General features: G+C 60.0%; 21 protein-coding genes. 11 read left to right on the top strand and 10 right to left on the bottom strand.

Annotated features, from left to right (window positions below; all coding sequences use genetic code 11):
* Positions 1-1,278 carry a YeiH family protein gene (locus BN5935_RS04330; protein ID WP_064975025.1) on the top strand — a complete coding sequence of 426 codons (1,278 nt, stop codon included), beginning with the start codon at positions 1-3 and terminating at the stop codon, positions 1,276-1,278.
* A gap of 85 nt (positions 1,279-1,363) precedes the next feature.
* Here BN5935_RS04330 and BN5935_RS04325 read toward each other — a convergent pair whose 3' ends face one another.
* The 5 genes from BN5935_RS04325 to tgt all read right to left on the bottom strand — a co-directional run bounded on the left by BN5935_RS04325 (position 1,364) and on the right by tgt (position 7,568).
* Positions 1,364-3,142 (bottom strand): YgiQ family radical SAM protein, encoded by a 1,779-nt coding sequence (locus BN5935_RS04325; RefSeq protein WP_064975024.1) that lies wholly within the window; start codon positions 3,140-3,142, stop codon positions 1,364-1,366.
* A 139-nt stretch (positions 3,143-3,281) separates the two neighbouring features.
* Complete coding sequence (locus tag BN5935_RS04320; protein ID WP_064975023.1) at positions 3,282-4,367, bottom strand: RluA family pseudouridine synthase; 1,086 nt, start codon at positions 4,365-4,367, stop codon at positions 3,282-3,284.
* Positions 4,367-5,320 carry a PASTA domain-containing protein gene (locus BN5935_RS04315; protein ID WP_064975022.1) on the bottom strand — a complete coding sequence of 318 codons (954 nt, stop codon included), beginning with the start codon at positions 5,318-5,320 and terminating at the stop codon, positions 4,367-4,369. The genes BN5935_RS04320 and BN5935_RS04315 overlap by 1 nt, the downstream gene beginning before the upstream one ends.
* 10 nt (positions 5,321-5,330) lie before the next feature.
* Entirely contained in the window at positions 5,331-6,434 is a 1,104-nt protein-coding gene (locus BN5935_RS04310) for an LptF/LptG family permease (protein WP_064975021.1), read from the bottom strand.
* A 3-nt stretch (positions 6,435-6,437) separates the two neighbouring features.
* The gene (tgt, locus tag BN5935_RS04305; RefSeq protein ID WP_064975020.1) at positions 6,438-7,568 is read right to left on the bottom strand and encodes a tRNA guanosine(34) transglycosylase Tgt; all 1,131 of its coding nucleotides are present in this window, start codon (positions 7,566-7,568) and stop codon (positions 6,438-6,440) included.
* A gap of 252 nt (positions 7,569-7,820) precedes the next feature.
* On the opposite strand from tgt, the gene BN5935_RS04300 reads away from it, so the two are divergent.
* Genes BN5935_RS04300 through BN5935_RS04290 form a run of 3 tightly spaced genes read left to right on the top strand, consistent with a single transcriptional unit; the run spans position 7,821 to position 10,154 of the window.
* Positions 7,821-8,975 (top strand): glycosyltransferase family 2 protein, encoded by a 1,155-nt coding sequence (locus BN5935_RS04300; RefSeq protein WP_064975019.1) that lies wholly within the window; start codon positions 7,821-7,823, stop codon positions 8,973-8,975.
* Complete coding sequence (locus BN5935_RS04295; protein WP_064975018.1) at positions 8,966-9,529, top strand: RNA polymerase sigma factor; 564 nt, start codon at positions 8,966-8,968, stop codon at positions 9,527-9,529. The genes BN5935_RS04300 and BN5935_RS04295 overlap by 10 nt, the downstream gene beginning before the upstream one ends.
* Positions 9,530-9,533: 4 nt before the next feature.
* Positions 9,534-10,154, top strand: a complete 621-nt coding sequence (locus BN5935_RS04290; RefSeq protein WP_064975017.1) for a 16S rRNA (guanine(527)-N(7))-methyltransferase RsmG — start codon at positions 9,534-9,536, stop codon at positions 10,152-10,154.
* Positions 10,155-10,317: 163 nt separating this feature from the next.
* On the opposite strand, the gene BN5935_RS04285 is transcribed toward BN5935_RS04290, so the two are convergent.
* Positions 10,318-10,746, bottom strand: a complete 429-nt coding sequence (locus BN5935_RS04285) for a thioredoxin family protein (protein WP_064975016.1) — start codon at positions 10,744-10,746, stop codon at positions 10,318-10,320.
* A gap of 142 nt (positions 10,747-10,888) precedes the next feature.
* On the bottom strand, positions 10,889-11,917 hold the full coding sequence (gene rlmN / locus BN5935_RS04280; protein WP_064975015.1) for a dual-specificity RNA methyltransferase RlmN: 1,029 nt from the start codon (positions 11,915-11,917) through the stop codon (positions 10,889-10,891).
* Between the two features lie 157 nt (positions 11,918-12,074).
* Here rlmN and BN5935_RS04275 point away from each other — a divergent pair, with 157 nt between their 5' ends.
* From BN5935_RS04275 to BN5935_RS04245, 7 genes are all read left to right on the top strand, one after another.
* On the top strand, positions 12,075-12,758 hold the full coding sequence (locus tag BN5935_RS04275; protein ID WP_064975014.1) for an energy transducer TonB: 684 nt from the start codon (positions 12,075-12,077) through the stop codon (positions 12,756-12,758).
* Positions 12,759-12,857: 99 nt separating this feature from the next.
* On the top strand, positions 12,858-13,535 hold the full coding sequence (locus tag BN5935_RS04270; RefSeq protein WP_064975013.1) for an energy transducer TonB: 678 nt from the start codon (positions 12,858-12,860) through the stop codon (positions 13,533-13,535).
* 137 nt (positions 13,536-13,672) lie between these two features.
* The gene (gene hflX / locus BN5935_RS04265; RefSeq protein ID WP_449353803.1) at positions 13,673-14,869 is read left to right on the top strand and encodes a GTPase HflX; all 1,197 of its coding nucleotides are present in this window, start codon (positions 13,673-13,675) and stop codon (positions 14,867-14,869) included.
* 23 nt (positions 14,870-14,892) lie between these two features.
* Positions 14,893-15,549 (top strand): uracil phosphoribosyltransferase, encoded by a 657-nt coding sequence (gene upp, locus BN5935_RS04260; protein WP_064975011.1) that lies wholly within the window; start codon positions 14,893-14,895, stop codon positions 15,547-15,549.
* Between the two features lie 136 nt (positions 15,550-15,685).
* A complete protein-coding gene (locus BN5935_RS04255) occupies positions 15,686-17,518 on the top strand; it encodes an LTA synthase family protein (protein WP_064975010.1) in 1,833 nt (610 codons plus the stop codon).
* Between the two features lie 75 nt (positions 17,519-17,593).
* Positions 17,594-18,526 (top strand): helix-turn-helix transcriptional regulator, encoded by a 933-nt coding sequence (locus tag BN5935_RS04250; RefSeq protein WP_064975009.1) that lies wholly within the window; start codon positions 17,594-17,596, stop codon positions 18,524-18,526.
* Positions 18,523-19,425, top strand: a complete 903-nt coding sequence (locus BN5935_RS04245) for a cation diffusion facilitator family transporter (protein ID WP_064975008.1) — start codon at positions 18,523-18,525, stop codon at positions 19,423-19,425. The genes BN5935_RS04250 and BN5935_RS04245 overlap by 4 nt, the downstream gene beginning before the upstream one ends.
* Positions 19,426-19,627: 202 nt before the next feature.
* Here the strand turns inward: BN5935_RS04245 and yidD are convergent, their stop codons facing one another.
* From yidD to BN5935_RS04230, 3 genes are all read right to left on the bottom strand, one after another.
* Positions 19,628-19,888: a membrane protein insertion efficiency factor YidD gene (yidD, locus tag BN5935_RS04240; protein ID WP_064975007.1), complete on the bottom strand. Its 261-nt coding sequence runs from the start codon at positions 19,886-19,888 to the stop codon at positions 19,628-19,630.
* Entirely contained in the window at positions 19,845-20,153 is a 309-nt protein-coding gene (locus BN5935_RS04235) for a ribonuclease P protein component (protein ID WP_064976834.1), read from the bottom strand. Before BN5935_RS04235 ends, yidD begins: the two co-directional genes overlap by 44 nt.
* Positions 20,154-20,237: 84 nt before the next feature.
* On the bottom strand, positions 20,238-21,032 hold the full coding sequence (locus BN5935_RS04230) for a uroporphyrinogen-III synthase (protein WP_064975006.1): 795 nt from the start codon (positions 21,030-21,032) through the stop codon (positions 20,238-20,240).
* Positions 21,033-21,125: the final 93 nt, after the last annotated feature.

The following is a 21,125-nucleotide window of genomic DNA, read 5'->3' as shown; positions in this document are numbered from 1 at the left end:
ATGAAAAACTTTTTCGAAAAACTCCGCGTCGAAGACTGGGTGGTGGTCTGGGTCTCCATCCCGCTGCTGCTGCTTGCGGCGCTCATTCCCGCCGATCTGCCCAATGTCCCCTCGACCCTCGTGGGCGAGGTCGCATGGTACAATATCGCCTACCTGTTCGCCATCGTGCTGGTGGTGCTCTATGTCGGCTGCCTGCTGCTGCGGCGCCCCCTCAAGGGGCTGCTGCCGTCGCTGGTCGTCGTTTTCGCCGTCTCGCTGCTGGCGCAGGTCGTGGCCAAGATCCCGGCGGTGTCGTACTACGGCTTCGAATCGGTCTTCTTTTCGGTGCTGTTCGGCCTCCTGATCCGCAACGTGTGGCGTGTCCCCGCGTGGATGAAACCTGCCATTCAGGGCGAGTTCTTCATCAAGATCGGCGTGGTGTGCCTCGGCGCCACGATCCTCTTCAGCGACGTGATGAAGTCGGGCGTCTTCGGTCTCGTGCAGGCCTGTCTCGTGGTGGCTGTCGTGTGGTTCTTCGCCTTCTGGTTTTCGCGCCGCATGAAGGTCGACCAGCGTTCGGCGATGATCCTTTCGAGCGGCGTCTCGATCTGCGGTGTCTCGGCCTCGATCACCGCCGCACGCGTGGTGGGCGGCGACGATAAGAAACTCTCCTACATCGTCTCGCTGGTGCTGATCGTCGTCGTTCCGATGATCTACCTCATGCCGTGGCTGGCTAACCTGATCCTTCCGCACCTGTTCTCCCCCGAGGTGGCCGAGGAGGTCGCCGGGGCGTGGATCGGCGGTACGATCGACACTACGTCGGGCGTCGCCGCGTCGAGCATGATCGTCGGTGAGGTCGCCAACCAGCATGCCGTGATCATCAAGGCGGCGCAGAACGTGCTGATCGGCGTCGTGGCGTTCTTCATCGCGCTCTACCTTTCGACCCGCGGCGAGAAGGGCGGTCAGGCCCCCTCGCTGGGTATCGTCTGGGAGAAGTTCCCCAAATTCATCCTCGGGTTCGTGGCGGCATCGCTGGTTTTCAGTCTTTGCCAGTCGAACGACCTCTTCACGCTCAGCGCCAAGGGCAAGCTCCTCGAACCGGGCGTGGCGAAGATGTTTTCGACGGTCTTCTTCTCGCTGGCGTTCGTCTGCATCGGCCTCGACACACGCCTCAAGGACATCGTTTCGAAGGAGAACCGCAACGTCCTCTGGTCGTTCCTCGCGGCACAGACCTTCAATATCGTCGTGACGTTCCTGATCGCCTGTCTGCTCTTCGGCATCCTCAAACCGGCCCTTTAAGAAAGGGCTTTTCGGGGCGATGGCAGGTGCGCGGCTTTTCCGATCCGGTTCTGCGCTGTTACCGACAAAAAGGCTGACGAATCCGTCAGCCTTTTTTCGTGTATTTCCGCTCCGGACGGGCTCCCGGGCCTCCTTTCCGGAATGGTTGCTGTCCCGGACCTCCCTTTCCGCCGAAAAAATACGATTTCTGCCGCCGTTTGTCGTCCTGCGAACGGGCGACGTAGACTTTTTCGTGCGTGTAGGGATTTTCGCCCGTGTAGAACATCACCGACGAGAGGGTCATCGGCGTGGGCGTCAAGTCCTGCACCTGCTCGAGGTTGAAATGCATCTTTCCCAACACCTTGTCGGCCAGCGATTTCATATCCCGCTCGGTGCATCCCGGGTGTGACGAGATGAAGTAAGGGATCAACTGATAGGGCAGATGTTCCTGACTGCAAATGCGATGGAAGTCGGCGGTCAGCCGTTCGAAGAGTGCGAACGGAGGTTTGCGCATCAGTTTCAATACGTTATCCTCGGTGTGTTCGGGCGCTACTTTAAGTCGTCCCGAGGTGTGGTGCTTCAGCACCGTCTCCAGATAGGGCGACCGGTCGAACAGGTCGTAACGGATGCCGCTGCCGATAAAGGCCTTTTTGATACCTTTTACAGCGCGGATTTTCTCATACAGAGCCAGTAACGGCCGGTGGTCGTTGTCGAGGTTGGGACATGGCTTCGGGTGGAGGCACGATGCGCGGCGGCACTTGCGGCACAGCTCGCGGTCGCGGCCGCCCATGCGGTACATGTTGGCCGAAGGGGCCCCGACGTCGGACAGATAGCCCTTGAATCCCGGCATTTGCGTAATTTTCTCTACTTCGGAGAGGATCGAGCGTTCACTGCGCGAGTTGATGAACTTGCCCTGATGCGCCGAGATGGTGCAGAACGAGCAGCCCCCGAAGCAGCCGCGGTGAATATTGACCGAATGTTTGATCATCTCCCATGCCGGGATGTCGCCCTTACCCGCATAACGCGGATGCGGGGCGCGTTCGTAGGGGAGGTCGAACGAGTGGTCCAGCTCTTCGGTCGAGAGCGTTGTGTTGGCGGGCGTAACGACCGTATAGCGGTCGCCGACAGCCTCCACGAGCGTCGCCTCGGGATTCATCAGGTTGCTTTGGGTCTCGATGACCGTGAAATTCTCGCCGAAAGCGACCTTGTCGGCGACGCACTTTTCGTAGCTGTTGAGACGGATCGTCGTTGCGGGGTCGAGCCGCGAAACATAATTCTCGTCGGAGAGGAACGCCACCTGCCGGATTTTGCGCAGCAGCTTGGCGTTGTAGCCGTTGCGCATCGCCCGGGCAACCTCCTGCACGACCCGTTCGCCCATGCCGTAGATCAAAAGGTCGGCGCCCGAATCGGCCAGTATCGAGGGTTTCAGCGCATCGCTCCAGTAGTCATAGTGGGTCAGGCGGCGCAGCGAGGCCTCGATGCCCCCGATGACCACCGGGACGTGCGGGTAGAGGCGCTTGAGGATTTGCGAATAGACCGTCACGGCGTGGTCGGGACGGAATCCCGCCCTGCCGCCGGGGGTGTAGGCGTCGTCGTGGCGCAGGCGCAGGTTGGCCGTGTAGTGGTTGACCATCGAGTCCATCGACCCGCCCGAGACCCCGAAAAAGAGGCGTGGCGTGCCCAGCTTAGTGAAGTCGCGCAGGTCGTCACGCCAGTTGGGTTGGGGGACGATGGCCACGCGGTACCCTTCGGCTTCGAGCAGGCGCCCCACGACGGCCGCGCCGAATGCCGGGTGGTCGATGTAGGCGTCGCCCGAGAAAAAGATCACGTCGAGCTGGTCCCATCCGCGTTCGCGGACCTCCTTTATGGTCGTCGGTAGAAACAAGATCGTTTGTTATTTGTTTTGTTTCGGTTGCATTTCTTTCGATCGGCGTTGTTCGCGGCTTTGCCGCGTTTGCAAATCTGACCCCACCCCAAACCCCTCCCTCGGGAGGGGCTTGTCGCGTCGCGACCGGAATGACACGTTAATTTTCTTCGATTTCCTTTGCTGTTGAGACATAGGTGTCCCATTTGGCCAGCAGGGCTTGGAAATCGGCCGGAAGGGGACTTTCGAACAGCACCTCCTCGTGCGTCGCGGGGTGTTCGAAGCCCAGCAGGCGGGCGTGCAGCGCATGGCGCGGCATCACCGCGAAGCAGTTGTCGATGAACTGGCGGTATTTGGCGAAGGTCGTGCCCTTGAGGATGCGGTCGCCGCCGTAGCGCTCGTCGTTGAACAGCGGATGGCCGATCCATGCCATGTGTACCCGTATCTGGTGCGTGCGTCCCGTTTCGAGGCGGCACTCCACGAGGGTCACATATCCGTAGCGTTTCAGGACCTTCCAGTGGGTCACGGCGTGCTTGCCGTCCGAACCGTCGGCGAAGACGAACATCTTCTGCCGGTCCTTGGGACTGCGGCCGATGTTGCCCGTGATGGTCCCCTCGTCCTCCTCGAAGTTGCCCCACACGAGGGCCACATAGCGGCGCTGGATCGTGTGGTCGAAGAACTGCTTGGCCAGCCGTGCGTGGGTCTGCTCGTCCTTGGCGATCACCAGCAGTCCCGAGGTGTTCTTGTCGATGCGGTGCACCAGCCCCGCGCGGTTTTGCTCCTCGGCCGGGATTCCCTGCTCGTTGAGGTGGTACATCAGCGCATTGACCAGCGTCCCGTCGTAGTTGCCCACCCCCGGATGGACGACCATTCCGGCGGGTTTGTCGACCAGCAGCAGCCATTTGTCCTCGTAGGGAATGTCCAGCGGGATGTTTTCGGCCCGGAGCTCCACCTCGCGCCGCGGGTAGGGCATCACGATCTGGATGCGGTCCAGCGGCTTGACCTTGTAGCTCGATTTGGCCGCTTTGCCGTTGACGAGGATGTTGCCGCTGTCGGCCGCCGCCTGAATGCGGTTGCGCGAACAGTGTTCCATCCTTACGGTCAGGAACTTGTCCAGCCGCATGGGGGTCTGCCCCTTGTCGGCCGTCACCGCAAAGTGCTCGTAGAGGCCCGCTTCTTCTTCGTCCTCCCCGTCCGCCGGGATCACCTCCGGGTCCAGTTCCTCGATTGGGCGTTCGTCGGTCATCAGTCGAAAAATCCTTCGTTATCGTTTGCGGGCTGTTCCGCGGCCGGTTCCACAGCCTCTTCCAATGCCGCCTGCGCGAGTGAGTCGGCAAGCTGCTGTTCGGCCAGCCGGCGCTCCTCGGCGGCAGCCTGCGCCTGCTTCTCGGCCTCGGCCCGGTGTTTGTCCACCTTGGCTCCGTCGAGCGTCAGCCGCAGGTCGACCTTCGAACCCAGCGTTGCGCTCCGTTCCGCGCCCGGAATCTGGACATAGACCCGCGTATCCTTCTGGTTGAGGAGGTTGACCCCCTCGTCGAAATCGACCTTCCCGACGTTGAGCCCCAGTTCCCAGAGGCGGCCCTTGGCCTGCATCAGGGGCAGTCCCACCAGCCGCGGCACGACGGTCGTTTCGCGACCGCTCTCGACGCCCACATAAAGCGTTACGCCGGAGCCCATCTCGGCCTCCATGCGGGTCGACTGCGTGATCTGTTTCCCGTCGCAGTACTCCTCCAGCACATAGTTGGTGGCGATGTCGGGGCGGTAGACCAGTTCGGCGATCTCCAGTCCGGCGATCTCCAGCATGTTTTTGGCCTGACGCAGCGAACGTCCGGCCACATAGGGCACGGGAACCATCTTCTGGCGGAAGGAGTTGATGGTGATGTAGACCGTGCGTCCGGGCTTCACCTCCACACCCCCTTCGGGGAGCTGGTCGAGGACGATGCCGCCCTCGTAGGCGGGGACGAACAGCGAGTCGTTGATGTGCAGTTGCAGGTCGTGCTTGCGGGCGATGCGCTGGGCGTCGTGCAGCGCGACGCCCGAGAAATCGGGCACGGTGCGCCGCGCTCCGTGGCGCGTGCCGGCCCGCATCAGGATATGGGCGGCGATGGCTGCCGCAAGGATCAGGGCGACGATCAGCGTGAGGTTCCAAAGCAGCGGGTTCTGCCGGAGCCGGGAGAGGTAATTGGGGCGTTTCTCCATGGATTACGGGTTATTTCGGCGCCTTCCGGTAGAGGTAGACGGCAATGAACAGATAGATGATGTTGGGCAGCCACACGGCCAGCCCGGGCGGGAGGGTTCCGCTCTTGGCGAACTCCTCGAAGAAACGGTTGAAGAGGATGTACGAGAAGCAGAGTCCCGTGCCGATGCCGATGTGCAGGCCGGTGCCGCCGCGCACCTTGCGTGAGGAGAGCGAGACGCCGATCAGTGTGAGAATGAACGTCGAGAGCGGATAGGCATAGCGGGCGTGTTTCTCGACCTCGATGATGTTGATCGAGTCGGAACCCTTGGCCCGCTGCTGGTCGAGGAATTCGTTGAGCTCGGTGATGTTCATGGTCTGGATCAGGTCGTTGATCTCGCCCAGCTCCGTGACGTCGAGGTTGATCAGCGTGTCGAGGTTGCGGAACTGTTCGAAACGCTCCATCCCCAGCGAGTCGAATTCGCGCTTGGTGTAGCGCGGTGCGGTCCAGCGCCGGGTCTCGGGGTTGAATTTCACGTCGGAAGCCTCGAGCGAATGGGTCATCGTGCCGCTGTCGTAGCGTTCCAGAGCGAAGAACGACGCTTGGCGGGCTCCGTCGTTGTAGCCGCGGATGTAGGCGAAGATGCCGGGTTCGATCTGGCGGTAGATGTGGCGGTTGAACTTGGTGTTCTGCTTGCGCTTGATGTACTGCTGTTCGAAATTGACGATGTGGCGCTGCGAAATGGGGATCAGCCAGAGGTTGAGCGTCAGCGACAGCGAGGCGATGATGAATGCCCCGAGGAAATAGGGCCACATCAGCCGGCGGAACGACATGCCGCCCGAGAGCATGGCCACGATTTCGGTCTGGTAGGCCATCTTCGAGGTGAAGAAGATGCAGGCGATGAAGGTGAACAGGCCGCTGAACTGGTTGATGAAGTAGGGGATGAAGTTGAGGTAGTAATCGAAGATGACCGATTTCAGGGGTGCGTGCAGCTCCGTGAAGTCGTCAATCTTCTCCACATAGTCGAAGACCACCACGATGACGATGATCATGGCGATGGAGAAGAAGTAGGTGGTGAGGAACTTCCCCAGTATGTAACGGTCCAAGATCTTGAACCCCGGAAAACGCATTTTCATCGTTTAGAGCCTTTTTTGCAGTTTGGCGACCATCCCCTCTTTCCACGCCGCGAAATCCCCGGCGACGATGTGCTCGCGGGCCGCACCCACCAGCCTCAGGTAGAAGGCGATGTTGTGCAGCGAGGCGATCTGCGCCGCAAGCATTTCGCCGCAGACCGTCAGGTGGTGCAGGTAGGCTTTCGAGTAGAGCGTGTCGACGAAAGCCGTTCCTGCGGGGTCGATGGGCGAGAAATCGTCCTCCCACTTCTTGTTGCGGATGTTGATGACCCCCTCGGCGGTGAACAACTGCCCGTTGCGGCCGTTGCGCGTCGGCATCACGCAGTCGAACATGTCGACGCCGCGTGCGATGCCTTCGAGGATGTTCACCGGCGTACCGACTCCCATCAGATAACGGGGACGGTCCTCCGGCAGTATGGCGTCGACCACTTCGATCATTTCGTACATCACTTCGGTCGGTTCGCCGACGGCCAGTCCGCCGATGGCGTAACCGTCTGCGTTGTATTGTTTTACGTTCTCTGCTGCCCGGGCCCGGAGATCCGGGTAGGTGCATCCCTGCACGATGGGGAACAGAGCTTGGTAGTGGCCGTATTTCGGCGCGGTCCGGTGGTACTGGTTGAAACACCGGTCGAGCCACCGTTCGGTGAGGTCGAGCGACTTGGCGGCGTATTCGCGCGGGGCGTCGCCCGGGGGACACTCGTCGAAGGCCATCATGATGTCGGCGCCGATCGTCCGTTCGGTGTCGATCACGCTTTCGGGCGTGAAGAGGTGCTTCGAACCGTCGATGTGCGAGCGGAAGTGACACCCCTCCTCCTTGAGCTTACGGCATGCCGCCAGCGAAAAAACCTGAAACCCGCCGCTGTCGGTGAGCATCGGGCCCTCCCATGTCGAGAAACGGTGTACGCCGCCGGCCTTTTCGATGATCTCCATGCCGGGACGCAGGTAGAGGTGGTAGGTGTTGGCCAAAATGATTTGGGCACGCGCCTCGTCGCGCACGTCGCGGTGGAAAATGCCCTTGACGGTGGCCGCCGTGCCCACGGGCATGAAGATCGGGGTGCGGATCGTGCCGTGGTCGGTCCGGAGTTCGCCCGCGCGGGCGCGGGACGACGAATCTTTATGTTGCAGGGTAAATTTCATACTCAACTATTCGGCAAAAATACACAAAATATTGTTATCTTTGCGCATATTTCCTTAATATCGCTTGTTCGTTAAAATCGGATTTTTCGGACGGATGCAAGTCTCTCCTTTGCAAAGGAGAGATTTAGAGAGGATTTTAAAAATGGGGCGAGGCGTTGAAAACGCCTTAACGCGGGTTCGACGTAAGGACCTGCCGTTCGTACCGAACATAACAAAGGTTAATGGGGTTCTTACGTCGGACCCGTGTTAGATATGCAATTCATCGATAATTTTCTGGCATGCTACGGCTGGGAAGGGGCGGCCCTCGCGGGGTCGATGCTCCTGATGCTCGGTGTGCAGTTCTATTACTATATTTTCGTCTACGGCCGCATCCCCGGGTACAAGAACAACCGGCGTGCGGCGGAGATGGAGACCGAACCGCCCGTGTCGGTGGTCGTGCCCCTCTTTTCCGAGGATTACTCGTTCGTCGAGGAGCGCCTGCCGCTGATCTTGGCCCAGAACTACCCCGATTTCGAGGTGGTGATCGTCTATGTGGGCCACGACTCGGATTTTTACGAGGACCTCGCGCGGCTCAAGCAGTCGTTCCCGCAGATCACCACGACGAAGATCCAGCTCGACCCGCGTTTTCCGATCTCGCGCAAGATGGCGCTCAACGTGGGCATCAAGTCGGCGCACTACGAGTGCATGGTCTTCACCTCGACCGACGCCGTGCCGCAGACCGACCGCTGGCTGTCGCTCATGGCCAAGGGTTTCATGCGCGGGGAGATTGTCGTAGGATATTGCGGTGTGGAACGCAGGAAGGGACTGGCAAACTACCTGATGCGCACCGGGCGGATGATGCAGTCCGCCGCGTGGATCGCCCGTGCCGTGCAGCGCCGTGCCTACCGGGGAACGCTGCACAACTACGGATTCACCAAACGCATCTACTTCGGGGCCAACGGCTTCAGCCACCTCAATATGAACATCGGCGAGGACGACCTGTTCATGCAGCGGGTCATGACCCGCGACAACGTGAGCGTCATCCTCTCGCCGCGCGCCACGCTGCGCGAAAAGACGTGGGGCGGCATGGGCTGGTGGATGAGCCAGTTGCGTTATTACGGCTCGGCGTTCCGCTTCTATCCGCAGGCGGTGCGCACCTACGTCGGCTGGGAGCTTTGGTCGCGGGTGCTTTTCTTCGCCACGGTGATCTGTGCCTTGGCGGTGATGCCTTTGGAGTACAAGATCGCAGCGCTGGCGCTGGTGGCCGTCCGTTACGTTGCCGTGGCTCTCGAGGTGCGGCGCGTCGCCCGGCGGCTGGGTGAGAGTGGGATCATGGGCCGCTATTTCATTTACGACCTGCTGAGTCCGCTGTGGGCCGCGGTGCTGTGGGTCATGCTGCTCCGCCGTGACGACCGCGTATGGAGATAGCCGACTATATCGTAGCCGATGACCGGGAGCTGGTCGACCGGGTGCTCAAGGGGGACAATACCGCTTTCGAATACCTCTTCAACCGTTACCGCGACGCCATCCACCGGCTGTTCGTGCAGCGGCTGGGCGGTGCGAACGACGCCGACGACCTGTTGCAGGAGACCTTTATCAAGGTCTATATCAACATTCACCGTTACAGCGCCGACTATACGTTCGGGCAGTGGGTCTACACCATCGCCCGCAATACGTTCATCGACTTCGTGCGCCGTCGTCAGGACGACCTGTCGATCGACGACCGCTTCTATGCCCCGGCCTCGAGCGCCCCGACCCCCGAGGAGAGCGTCATCAACCTCCAGCAGCGGTCGCAGATCGAGCAGTACCTCGACCGGCTGGCGCCCCGCTACCGGCAACTGATCCTGATGCGTTTCTTCGAGGAGTACTCCTACGAAGAGATCGCCGCGAAGCTCTCGCTGCCGCTGGGGACAGTCAAAACCCAGATACACCGTGCCCGGGAGCAGATGTGCCGACTGATCGCCGCGGGCGAAAACAAATGATTCCATGGAATTGATCGAGAAATATTTTCCGGACCTTACCGATTTGCAGCGCGAGCGGTTTGCGGCGCTGTACGACCTTTACGCCGAGTGGAACGCGAAGATCAACGTCGTCTCGCGCAAGGATTTCGACCAGCTCTACCTGCGCCATGTGCTGCACTCGCTGGCCATCGCCAAGGTCTGCACGTTCGGCGACGGCGCGCGCATCCTCGACGTGGGGTGCGGCGGGGGGTTTCCGTCGGGGCCGCTGGCGATCCTCTTCCCCCGGGCGCCTTTCACCGCCGCGGGTTCGATCCGCAAGAAGATAACCGTGGTCGAAGGGGTCGCGGCGAGCCTCGGGCTCGAAAACCTCACGCCCCGCTGCGTGCGGGTCGAGACCCTGAAGGAGCGTTTCGACTACGTCGTTTCGCGGGCCGTGACGGCCATGCCGGAGTTTGTGAAGTGGGTCTGGCCCCTGATCGAGCGGGGAGAGAATGGCTCGCTGCCGAACGGCATCCTCTACCTCAAGGGCGGCGATCTGGCCGAGGAACTGGCCCTCACCGGCCGTCGGTGGTACCTCTACGACATCCCGCGCTTCTTCGAAGAGGATTTCTTCGAGACCAAGAAAGTGGTCTATACTCCGAGGTAGTTTCCGATTCTACCGGGCATCTTTCGCACTTCCCTTGCATGCCAAGACAGTCACATACGTCAAGTATGCTCCTGCCTTGCCCTGCTTCGCGAAGCCCGAAACCTGCTCCGGGATAATCAAAAACAGCGGAGTTCTCCACCGTCATAACCTCCCTCCGTCGCCCTTAAGGCTGCTTTTTAAGCGGCTTCTGCCGGGCGATGATCGTGCGGAGATTGTCCATGAAGGTCTCGGCATCGGCGGCGCCCGTGATGCGGCCCAGCAGTTCGCCTCGGGTGTTGAACACGAGGTAGAGCGGAATCGAGCCGCTGCCGTATTTCTTCAGCAGTTCGCGGCCCGTGGGCTTGTCGGTGTTGTATTTGGCGGCCACGAACCGCTGGTCCATGAATTCACCCACGTCCTTGCGCGAAAAGACCTCCCGCTCCATCATCCGGCACGGGGGACACCAGTCGGCATAGAGGTCGATGAATACCAGCTTTCCCTGCTTGACGGCCATTTCGCGCACGGCGTCCGTTGATTTGGTCTCGAACTTCACCTGAGCCTGCACGGCGCCCGCGCAGAGTGCCAGCAGGAGGATTAAAAACAGTTTTTTCATAACGAGCGTATTTTATAATTCGGGCTGCAAAAACCGCACCGGCCATTTAAGAAATGGCTTTTATGGGGTAGCGGCGCAGAATGGGTTCAATAGCGTAATAAGGCTCTCTCGCCCCTAAAACCCGGCTTTCAGCCGGGTGCGCTTAGAGTTCGGCTTTTTGCCGGGTGCTTAATAGGCCGCAGGCTGCCTGAATATCCTCGCCCCGTGAGGCGCGGATGGTGGTCTGAATGCCCCGGGCCGTCAGCGCGTCGCGGAAACGGACCATCGCCGCATCGTCCGGCGAGAAATAGGGCGAATCGGGAATCTTGTGGAAGCGGATCAGGTTGATGCGGCATTTGATGCCGTTCAGCAGCCGCGTCAGTTCGCGGATGTGGCGCGGCGAGTCGTTCAGTCCGCTCATCACGATGTATTCGAACGATACCCGCCGCTGGTGGGTGAAGTCGTATTCGCGCAGGATCGCGGCGACTTCGGCAATGGGCCACGCCCGTTCGACGGGCATGATTTCGGCCCGCTCCTCGTGGAAAGGGTTGTGGAGGCTCACCGCGAGGTGGACCTTCGTGGCGTCGAGGAACCGTCTGAGTTCGGGCACGACGCCTGCCGTGGAGAGGGTGATGCGCGTCGGCGACCAGCCGAAACCCCACTCGGCGGTGAGGATTTCGAGCGCCCGCAACACCTCGCCGGTGTTGTCGAGCGGCTCTCCCATGCCCGTGAAAACGACGTTGGTGAGCTTGTCGCGTTCGGGCAGCGAGACGATCTGGTTGAGGATTTCGGCCGCCGTGAGCGACCGCTGGAGCCCCTGCCGCCCCGTGGCGCAGAACCGGCAGCCCATGCGGCATCCGGCCTGCGACGAGACGCAGAGCGTGGCCCGCTCGCCGTCGGGGATGTAGGCCGACTCGATGAAATGCCCTCCGGAGATGCGGAACAGGTATTTTTTGGTGCCGTCGGCCGATTCCGTGACCCGCTCCGGGGCGCTCAGCGCCGGGGCGAACGCATCGGCGAGCCGCTGGCGGTGTGCGGCGGCGATGTCGGTCATCAGCAGCGGGTCCTCCGTATGGCGGACATAGAGCCAGCGGGCGATCTGCCGCGCGGCGAAACGCGGCATTCCCAACCCGCTGCACAGGGCGGCGAGTTCCTCGGGCGTTTTGCCGTATAATGTTTCGCGTTCAGCCATTTTTACCGTTTTCAGAGCTCTTTTACCCCACAAAAGTAGGCAAAAAACGAAGATTTTTGCACCCGGTCGTGCATTTTTGAATTTTTATCCATATATTTGTGGTGCATAGCGTGCCCATGCGCGCTTATACCCGAACAATTAAAAAATTTTATAATAGATGGAAATCAAGAAATCACCCAAAGCGGACCTTCAGAACAAGCGGGGTCTTCTGCTCGAAATCGGTCTGGTCATTGCACTCGGTCTTGTGATCGGGGCTTTCGCGTATACGCCGAAGGAGCACCGAATTGAAAAAGTCGACCTGCAGGCGGCCATCGTCGAAGAGGAGATCACCGAGATCACCCGTCAGGACCAGAAGCCGCCCGAGGCTCCCCGTAAGGTGGAGCTGAAGGTGATCACCGACCTGCTGCAGGTCGTGACCAACGACACGAAGATCACCACCGAGGTCGACTTCGCCGAGTTCGACGAGAATACCGAGGTGATCCAGCAGGTCGAGGTGGCCGAGGAGACCATCGAGGACGACCAGCCGTTCCTGATCGCCGAGACGATGCCCTCGTTTCAGGGCGGCGACCTCAATACGTTCCGCAACTGGGTGCAGCAGAATGTGAAGTTCCCGCAGATCGCCCTCGAGAACGGCATTCAGGGCCGCGTGGTCCTGTCGTTCGTGATCGAGAAGGACGGCCGTCTGACCAACATTCAGGTGTTGCAGACCCCCGACCGCTCGCTCTCCGAGGAGGCCATCCGCGTGCTGAGCAAGTCGCCGAAGTGGAGCCCGGGCAAGCAGCGTAACCAGGTGGTGCGCGTCAAGTACACCCTTCCGGTAGACTTCCGCGTACAGAACTAATCCCGTCGGGAGATCGTAAATTCCGCCCGGCAGCCGGGTGGAATTTCGTTTTTAAATAGGCTGCACCGATTCGCGTACCAACCCCTAAATCTGATTGATATGGAGACTAAAAAATCATTCAAGGCGGACCTCGGGAATAAGCGGGGCCTCCTGTTGGAGATCGGCTTGGTAGTGGCACTGGTTTTTGTGGTTGCTGCCTTTGCTTATACGCCGAAAGAGTACCGGATCGAGCAGCGTAGTCTGGCCTATGCGCCGGTCGTCGATGTGCAGATGACCGAAATCACCCGCGAGAAACCCCGTGAGGCGGTCCGAAAGGTCGAGGTCAAACCCATTGGGGATGTGATCCAGATCGTCCGGAACGACCGGAAGATTCAGACGGATATCCCGTTTGAGGAATTCGACGAGCATACCCCGATCGAACTGGTTCCTGTGGAACCCGAACCGATCGTTGACGACGAGGTTTTTCTGGTGGCCGAAACGATGCCGGCATTTATGAACGGCAGTATCGAGACCTTCCGGGCGTGGGTGATGCAGAACGTGAAATTCCCGCAGATCGCCCTTGAGAACAACATTCAGGGCCGCGTGGTCCTGTCGTTCGTGATCGACAAGGACGGACGCCTGACCAACATCGAGGTGTTGCAGGCCCCCGACCGCTCGCTGGCCGAAGAGGCGGTCCGCGTGCTGAACAAATCGCCGAAATGGAGCCCCGGCAAGCAGCGGAACCAGACGGTGCGTGTGAGATTCACCCTGCCGGTCGATTTTCGCGTGCAGAATTGAGGCGTATGGCTCAACTTTTTGAGGGTATCCTGCTTTCGGGCGGATACCCTTATTTGTAGCATCGTGTTTGCAGCACGATGACAGAGAAACGGATTTAAATGGTAAAGACAATTTTGGAAGAGAACAAAAATAACCCCGTGGCGGATGTTTCGGTGCCGGCCGACGACCGCGAACGTGCCGTGCTGGTCTCGGTCATCCGTGACAATCAGGATCCGCGTCAGGCCGAGGAGTTCCTCGACGAACTGGAGTTTCTGGCCGAGACGGCCGACATCCGCTCGGTGAAACGCTTCACCCAGCGGCTGCCGCAGCCTTCGTCGCGTATTTATGTGGGTCCGGGCAAACTGGAGGAGATCGCCGGATATTGCCGGGAAAACGAGATCGACGTGGTGATCTTCGACGACGAACTGAGCCCCTCGCAGACGCGCAACATCGAGAAGGAGATGCCCTGCCGCCTGCTGGACCGTACGCGTCTGATTCTCGACATCTTCATGTCCCGGGCACAGACGGCCTATGCCAAGACGCAGGTGCAGTTGGCCAATTACGAATACATGTTGCCCCGGCTGTCGGGTATGTGGACCCACCTCGAACGCCAGCGGGGCGGCACGAGTACCCGCGGCGGTGCCGGTGAGCGTGAGATCGAGACCGACCGGCGTATCATCCGCAACCGCATCTCCAAACTGAAGGAGGACCTGAAGAAGATCGACCGTCAGATGGCCGTGCAGCGTTCGAACCGCGGCGCGATGGTCCGCGTAGCCTTGGTGGGCTATACCAACGTGGGCAAATCGACGTTGATGAACCTCATCTCCAAGAGCGAGGTCTTTGCCGAGAACAAACTTTTCGCCACGCTGGACACCACGGTCCGCAAGGTGGTCTTCGACAATCTGCCTTTCCTGCTGTCGGATACCGTGGGATTTATCCGAAAACTCCCCACGGAGCTGATCGAGTCGTTCAAATCGACGCTGGATGAGGTTCGCGAAGCCGATCTGCTGGTGCATGTGGTGGACATCTCGCATCCGCAGTTCGAGGAGCAGATCGACGTGGTGAAACAGACCCTGCAGGAGATCGGCGCGGGCGAAAAACCCGTCTATCTGGTCTTCAACAAGGTCGACGCCTATACCTATGTTGAAAAGGACGAGGACGACCTGACACCCCCGACGCGCGAGAACCGTTCGCTCGACGAACTGAAACAGAGCTGGATCGCACGGGCCAATACGCCTTGCATCTTCCTCTCGGCGCGGACGAAGGCCAACCTCGAAAAATTCCGTGCGGACCTCTACGGCATGGTGCGTGAGATCCATGCCGGGCGCTATCCGTTCAACAATTTCCTCTATTGACAACCAAATCTTCCCTTCAATTTATGACGTTGCATATCCTCTCCGAGCAGAACACGGTTCTCAACAAATTCATCGCCCAGATCCGTGACAAACAGATTCAGAAGGACTCGATGCGCTTCCGCCGCAACATGGAGCGTATCGGGGAGATCACGGCCTACGAGATTTCGAAGGCGCTCAACTACAAACCGTGTGTGGTCGAGACGCCGCTGGGCGAAGCCACCGTCGAGATGATCGACGACCAGTTGGTCGTGGCGACGATTCTCCGCGCGGGGCTTCCCTACCATCAAGGGTTTCTGAACTACTTCGACGATGCCCAGAATGCCTTCGTGTCGGCCTACCGCAAGAGCACCAAGGACGGCAAGTTCACCGTGAAGGTCGAGTACATTTCGTGCGGCAGTCTGGAGGGCAAGACGCTGTTGCTGGTCGACCCGATGCTGGCCACGGGATCGTCGCTCGTGCTGACCTACAATGCGTTGTGCGAGCGGGGCGGCACTCCCGCCTATACCCATGTCGCGGCGGTCGTCGCCAGCGAACAGGGTATCGACTACGCGATGAAGAACATGCCGCGCAAGACCACGACCATCTGGACGGCGGTTGTCGACGAGGAGTTGACCTCGCGGGCCTACATCGTTCCCGGTATCGGCGATGCGGGGGATTTGGCCTACGGCGAAAAAATCTGATTTTTCGATTTTATGCGGCTATTTTCGCACATCCCTTGCGCGTGACGAATGGGACGTACCTGAGTACTACCCATCCGTCCCGTGCGGCGCGATGCCCGAAACTACCCTGTCTAAAATCAAAAAATATAAATAAGTAATGCGCCGAAAACTCGCTTTCCCCGTTGCCGTGTTCTGTGCGACCGTTGTGATGATGGCCGTGCAGAAACCCGTGTTCATGGCTTATTACGCCGTGGAGGCATCCGGAGCGGGCTTTCGCGGGTGGGTCGACGTGCTGCGGCACGGCTTGACGCTCGATCTCACGGTCGCGGGGTATGTCACCGTGCTGCCGATTCTCGTGACGCTGCTCTCGCTGTGGATTCGCCTCCCGGAGCGGCTGTGGCGGGGTGTGCTGACGACTTGGTTCGTGCTGGTCGCCGTGGCGACGGCCGTGATCTTCGCCGTCGACGTCGCCCTGTACGAGCATTGGGGATTCCGCATCGATTCGACGGTGCTGATCTACCTCACCGATCCCGAGGAGGCGATGGCGAGCGTCGATTTCTGGCTCGGCGTGCGGCAGACACTGTTGGCTGTGGTTTATGCTGCGGGGATGATCTGGGGCTACCGCCGCATTCTCGGCATCTTCGATGGACGCGCTGTCGGCTGGCGGGTCGCTTTGTTGGGCAGCGTCGCCGTAGTGATGCTTGCCGGATTCGATTTTCTGGCCATCCGGGGCGGTACGGGGGCTTCGGTGGCCAATGTCTCGAAGGTCTATTTCAGCCCGACGCAGTTTCTGAACCATGCCGCCACGAATCCCGTCTTCTCGTTCCTCGCCAGTCTGGGCGACCGGGTCGATTATGCCGACGAATATCCTTTCTTCGAAGAGCCGGTGCGTGCCGCGAAGTTCGACGCCCTGCGGGGCAACGCGGCGGCAGGACCGACGGAGCCGGTGCTGAACACCAGCCGTCCTAACGTCGTGATCGTCATTCTGGAGAGTTTTGCCCGCACGGTGATGGATGCCGAGGTCGACGGGGAGCCCGTCATGCCGCACATGCAGCGGCTGAAGCGCGAGGGCATCTGGTTCGAGAATTTTTTCGCCAATTCGTTCCGCACCGATCGCGGCGAGGTGGCGATTCTTAGCGGATTTCCGGCCCAGACGCGCATGTCGATCATGAAACTCCCGGCCAAGAGCCGCAACCTGCCCTCGGTGGCCCGTTCGCTGGCCGGAGCGGGTTATGCGACGAGTTTCGCCTATGGCGGAGACCTCAATTTCACGAATCAGGCCTCCTATATGTACGCCACGGGGTGGCAGGAGCTGACGTGGCAGAAAGACCTGCATTTCGGGACTCCTGCGGCCGACTGGGGCTACGACGATGCGCTGATGTGCGACTGGTTCGCCGATCGGGTGATCGCGCTGAACGATGCCGGAAAACCTTTTCTTGCGGGGCTGCTCACGCTGAGCAGCCATACTCCCTTCGACGTTCCCTATTCGAAATTCGATGACAAGGTGCTGAACGCCATGGCCTTCTCCGACGAGTGCGTCGGGAAGATGATCGACCGTCTGAAAGCCTCTCCCGCATGGAAAGACCTGCTCGTGGTGCTGGTGGCCGACCACGGCTATCCCTACCCGCGGACACTGACCTATAACGAGCCCCTGCGCCACCGCATCCCGATGATCTGGACGGGCGGTGCGGTCGCGGAACCCCGCGTGGTGGAAGCGTACGCCGCGCAGATCGACATTGCCGCGACGCTGCTGGCCCAGTTGGGCATTGCGCACGGTGATTTCGATTACAGCAAGGACATTTTCGCACCGACCCCCCCCCGCAAGTTCGCCTACTATACCTTCAACGATGGCTTCGGCGTCGTGGATGCTTCGGGCGAGGCGGTGTGGGACGCGACGGGCGACCGGGTGGTGACGGCGACGAATCCCGAGCTGCTCGACATCGGCCGCACGATGTTGCAGACGACTTATGTGGATATCGGAAGCCGCTGAAAATACCGTGTTTTAGGTATTGCGGCACGGGCCTTGCCCGGATATCTTTGTGCACAGAAAATAATACCCATATTTATGTATAAGAATGGAGGATATACGGGCGACGACAGGATGTGTGATCTGGTGTGCGACCGCTATGCCGTGTTGCAGGTGATGAGCCGTTTCGGTATCGCACTGGGGTTCGGCGACAAGACCATCGCCGAGGTGTGTGCTGAGAACAAGGTCGATGCCGCGACGTTCCTCGCGGTGGTCAACATGCTGATGAACTTCGGCAACGGCGCCGAACTGGCCGGCGAGGTCTCGGTCCGGTCGCTGACCGACTATCTGCACAACTCGCACAGCTATTTCCTCGACTTCCGGCTGCCGGCCATCCGCCGCAAGCTGATCGAGGCCGTCGACTGCGCCCAGAGCGACGTGTCGTTCGCCATCATGCGCTTTTTCGACGAGTATGCCGCCGAGGTTCAGCGGCATATGTCCTACGAGGAACAGACGGTTTTTCCCTATGTCGAGTCGCTGTTGGCCGGTGAGAAAAGTACGGTCTATTCGATCGACATTTTCCGGCGCCAGCACGATCAGGTGGAGATCAAGCTCCGCGAGCTGAAGAACATCATCATCAAATACTACCCTTCGGGCAGTACGAACGAGCTGAACGGCGTGTTGTTCGACATCTTCAACTGCGAACACGAACTCGCTTCGCACAACGCCGTCGAGGACGAAATTTTCATCCCGGCCGTCGAGCGGCTGGCGGCGACGGGACCCCGCGTGGTGAAACCCGAACCGCTGAGCGTCCGCGAGAAGGAGATCATCGTCTGCGTGGTGAAGGGCATGACCAACAAGCAGATCGCCGATGCCCTCTGCATCTCGGCCCACACCGTCATCACCCATCGCCGCAACATCGCCGCCAAGCTGCAGATACACTCCGCAGCGGGGCTTACGATCTATGCCATCGTCAATAAACTGGTCGAACTGTCCGAGATCAAGGATACCATAACCGATTCGCAGTCATGACACACGAACACGAACATCATCACCACCACGATCATACGATCACGTCGCTCAACAAGGCGTTCATCTGGGGTATCGCCCTCAATGTGGGCTTCGTCGTCGTCGAATTCGCCGTCGGGCTCTATTACGGCTCGATGGGCCTGCTGTCCGACGCCGGGCACAACCTCTCCGACGTGGCCAGCCTGTTGCTGGCGATGCTGGCGTTCCGGCTGGCCCAAGCCAAGGCCACGCCCAAATATACCTACGGCTACAAGAAGAGCACGGTGCTGATCTCTTTGCTCAACTCCGTGATCCTGCTCATTGCCGTCGGCGTCATCGTCGCCGAGAGTATCGGCCGCATGATGCATCCCGAACCGGTCGTAGGCGGGGCTATCGCTTGGACTGCGGGTGTCGGCGTGGTGATAAACGGCTTCACGGCGTGGCTCTTTATGAAGGATAAGGACCGCGACCTGAATGTCAAGGGCGCCTATCTGCACATGGCCGCCGATGCGCTGGTGTCGGTCGGGGTGCTGGTCTCGGGCCTCGTGATCTCGTGGACCGGCTGGACCATCGTCGACCCGATCGTGGGGCTCGTCGTCGCCGGGGTGATCGTGGCTTCGGTCTGGTCGCTGACCCGCGACAGCCTGCGCCTCTCGCTCGACGGGGTTCCCGGGGGCATCGACGTCGCCGAGATCGAACAGGCGATGACGGCCGTTCCGGGCGTCAGGGCGGTCCATCACATCCATGTCTGGGCCATCAGTACGACCGAGAATGCCCTTACGGCGCACGTCGTGCTCGACAGTCTCTCCCGAATGGAGGGGGTGAAACACGCCTTGAAAGAGTTGTTGGAGCATGAGGGAATTCCCCATGCGACGCTCGAATTCGAGTCCGCTGCCGAGCAATGTTGCGATTTTCACGACTGAATCGTATAGTTGGACGGAATCGGTTGAACGAAAGACGGAATCCCGACCCTGAATGTTAGGGTCGGGATTGATTTTTCGAAAAAAGGGCGCAATCTTTGTCCCTGCAACGGAGAATGGATTCAATGACGAAGAGTTGTGACGCAATGTTTGTGAAGGGAGACGGACGGCTTTATAGCCGTCCGTCCGTTTTTTGCAGATGCCGTCAGGGTACGGGGTCGTAGCCGCTGCCGCCCCACGGATGGCATTTGGACAGTCGGCGCACGGTGAGCCACAGCCCTTTCAGGGGGCCGTATTTGCGCAGCGCCTCGAGGGCGTACTGCGAACATGTGGGGGTGAAACGGCACGACGGGGGTGTGAAAGGCGAGATGCAGAGCTGATAGAACCGCACCAGTACGATCAGCGGAAAGGCGCACACCCGTTTAAAGATGCTCCACGACCGATTCCAGAATCCTGCGGACGGCATTTGCGACGGTTTTATACGGCAGCACCTCTTTCGACGAGTAGATCAGCGCCAAGTCCAGATTGACCGGCGTGCCGTTGTGCACGATCTGTTTCTGCAGGCGGTAAGCCTCTTTCGTGCGGCGGCGCAGGAGGTTGCGCTTGTTGGCCCGTTTGTGGAATTTCTTGGGGACGGAGAACATCACTTCGACCGACTGCTCGGTGTCGGGTTCGGCGAACCAGACGTAGCGGAACGGGAAGATGAAGCCGCTCTCACCGCTCTCGAACATACGGCGTATGACACCGAGCGAACGGAGCCTTTCGGTGCGGGGCAGTGAGTTTGCGGACATGACGGCAGGGGGCTTTCGGGCCCTTTATTTGCGGGTTTCCGTTCCGGGACGGCGTGTGCGGCTCTTCTTGGCCAGCTTGTTCTGCTGGCTGCGGATGAACTCCTCCTTGCGGGCGTCGGCCACCAGTTCGACGGGTTCCGGCTCCTCGCCTTTCTGCACCTTCTGCAGGAAGATGTCGATGGCCTTGACCATCGAAGGGGCCTCGGCCGTCGGGGCGTTGGCCAGCACGGTGATCCCGGCTGCAATGGCCGCGCGCAGCGTGCTTTCGCCGAAGACCGCGATGGCCGGCAGGTTGTCGGTGCCGAATTTCTCGACGAGGGTCTTGACATCCGACGGCGAGTAGAGCGCCAGCAGGCCGTAATCAGACAGTTTTACGTCATCCAGATCCCCGGCCACCGTGCGGGCCAGAATGACCGGGCTGACCGACAGCTTGAGCTTCGAGAGCGTCTCGGGCAGTTCGGGACGATGAGGTTCGCTCAATGCCAGCAGGAGCTTCTCCTCCTTGTGCTTGATGATCAGCTCGACGAGCGAGGTGAACGACCCGTCGGCAAACGAGATTTTGCGCTTGCGGTAGACGATGTATTTCTGCAGATAGAGCGCCACGGCCTCCGTCTGGCAGATGTATTTCATGGTTTCGGGCACGGTGATGCGCGCCTCTTCGCAGATATGGAAAAAACTGTCGACCGTCGTGCGCGATGTGAAGATGACGGCGGTGTGCGAGAGTATTTCGACCCGTTGGGCGCGGAACTCCTTCAGGGAGACGCCGACGACGCGGATAAAGGGCCTGTAGGCGATCTCCACATGGTATTTCTGGGACAATTCGTAGAACGGGGATTTTTCAATAACTGCAGGCCTCGGCTGCGAAACCAGTACACTCTTTACTTTCAACGTTGCGAATAATTTAGGTTTGTT

The sequence above is a fragment of the Alistipes provencensis genome (assembly GCF_900083545.1).
In the GTDB taxonomy this organism is placed as follows: Bacteria; Bacteroidota; Bacteroidia; order Bacteroidales; family Rikenellaceae; genus Alistipes; species Alistipes provencensis.
The sequence above is the reverse complement of the archived record's forward strand: the minus strand, read 5'-3'. Positions and strand labels throughout refer to the sequence as shown.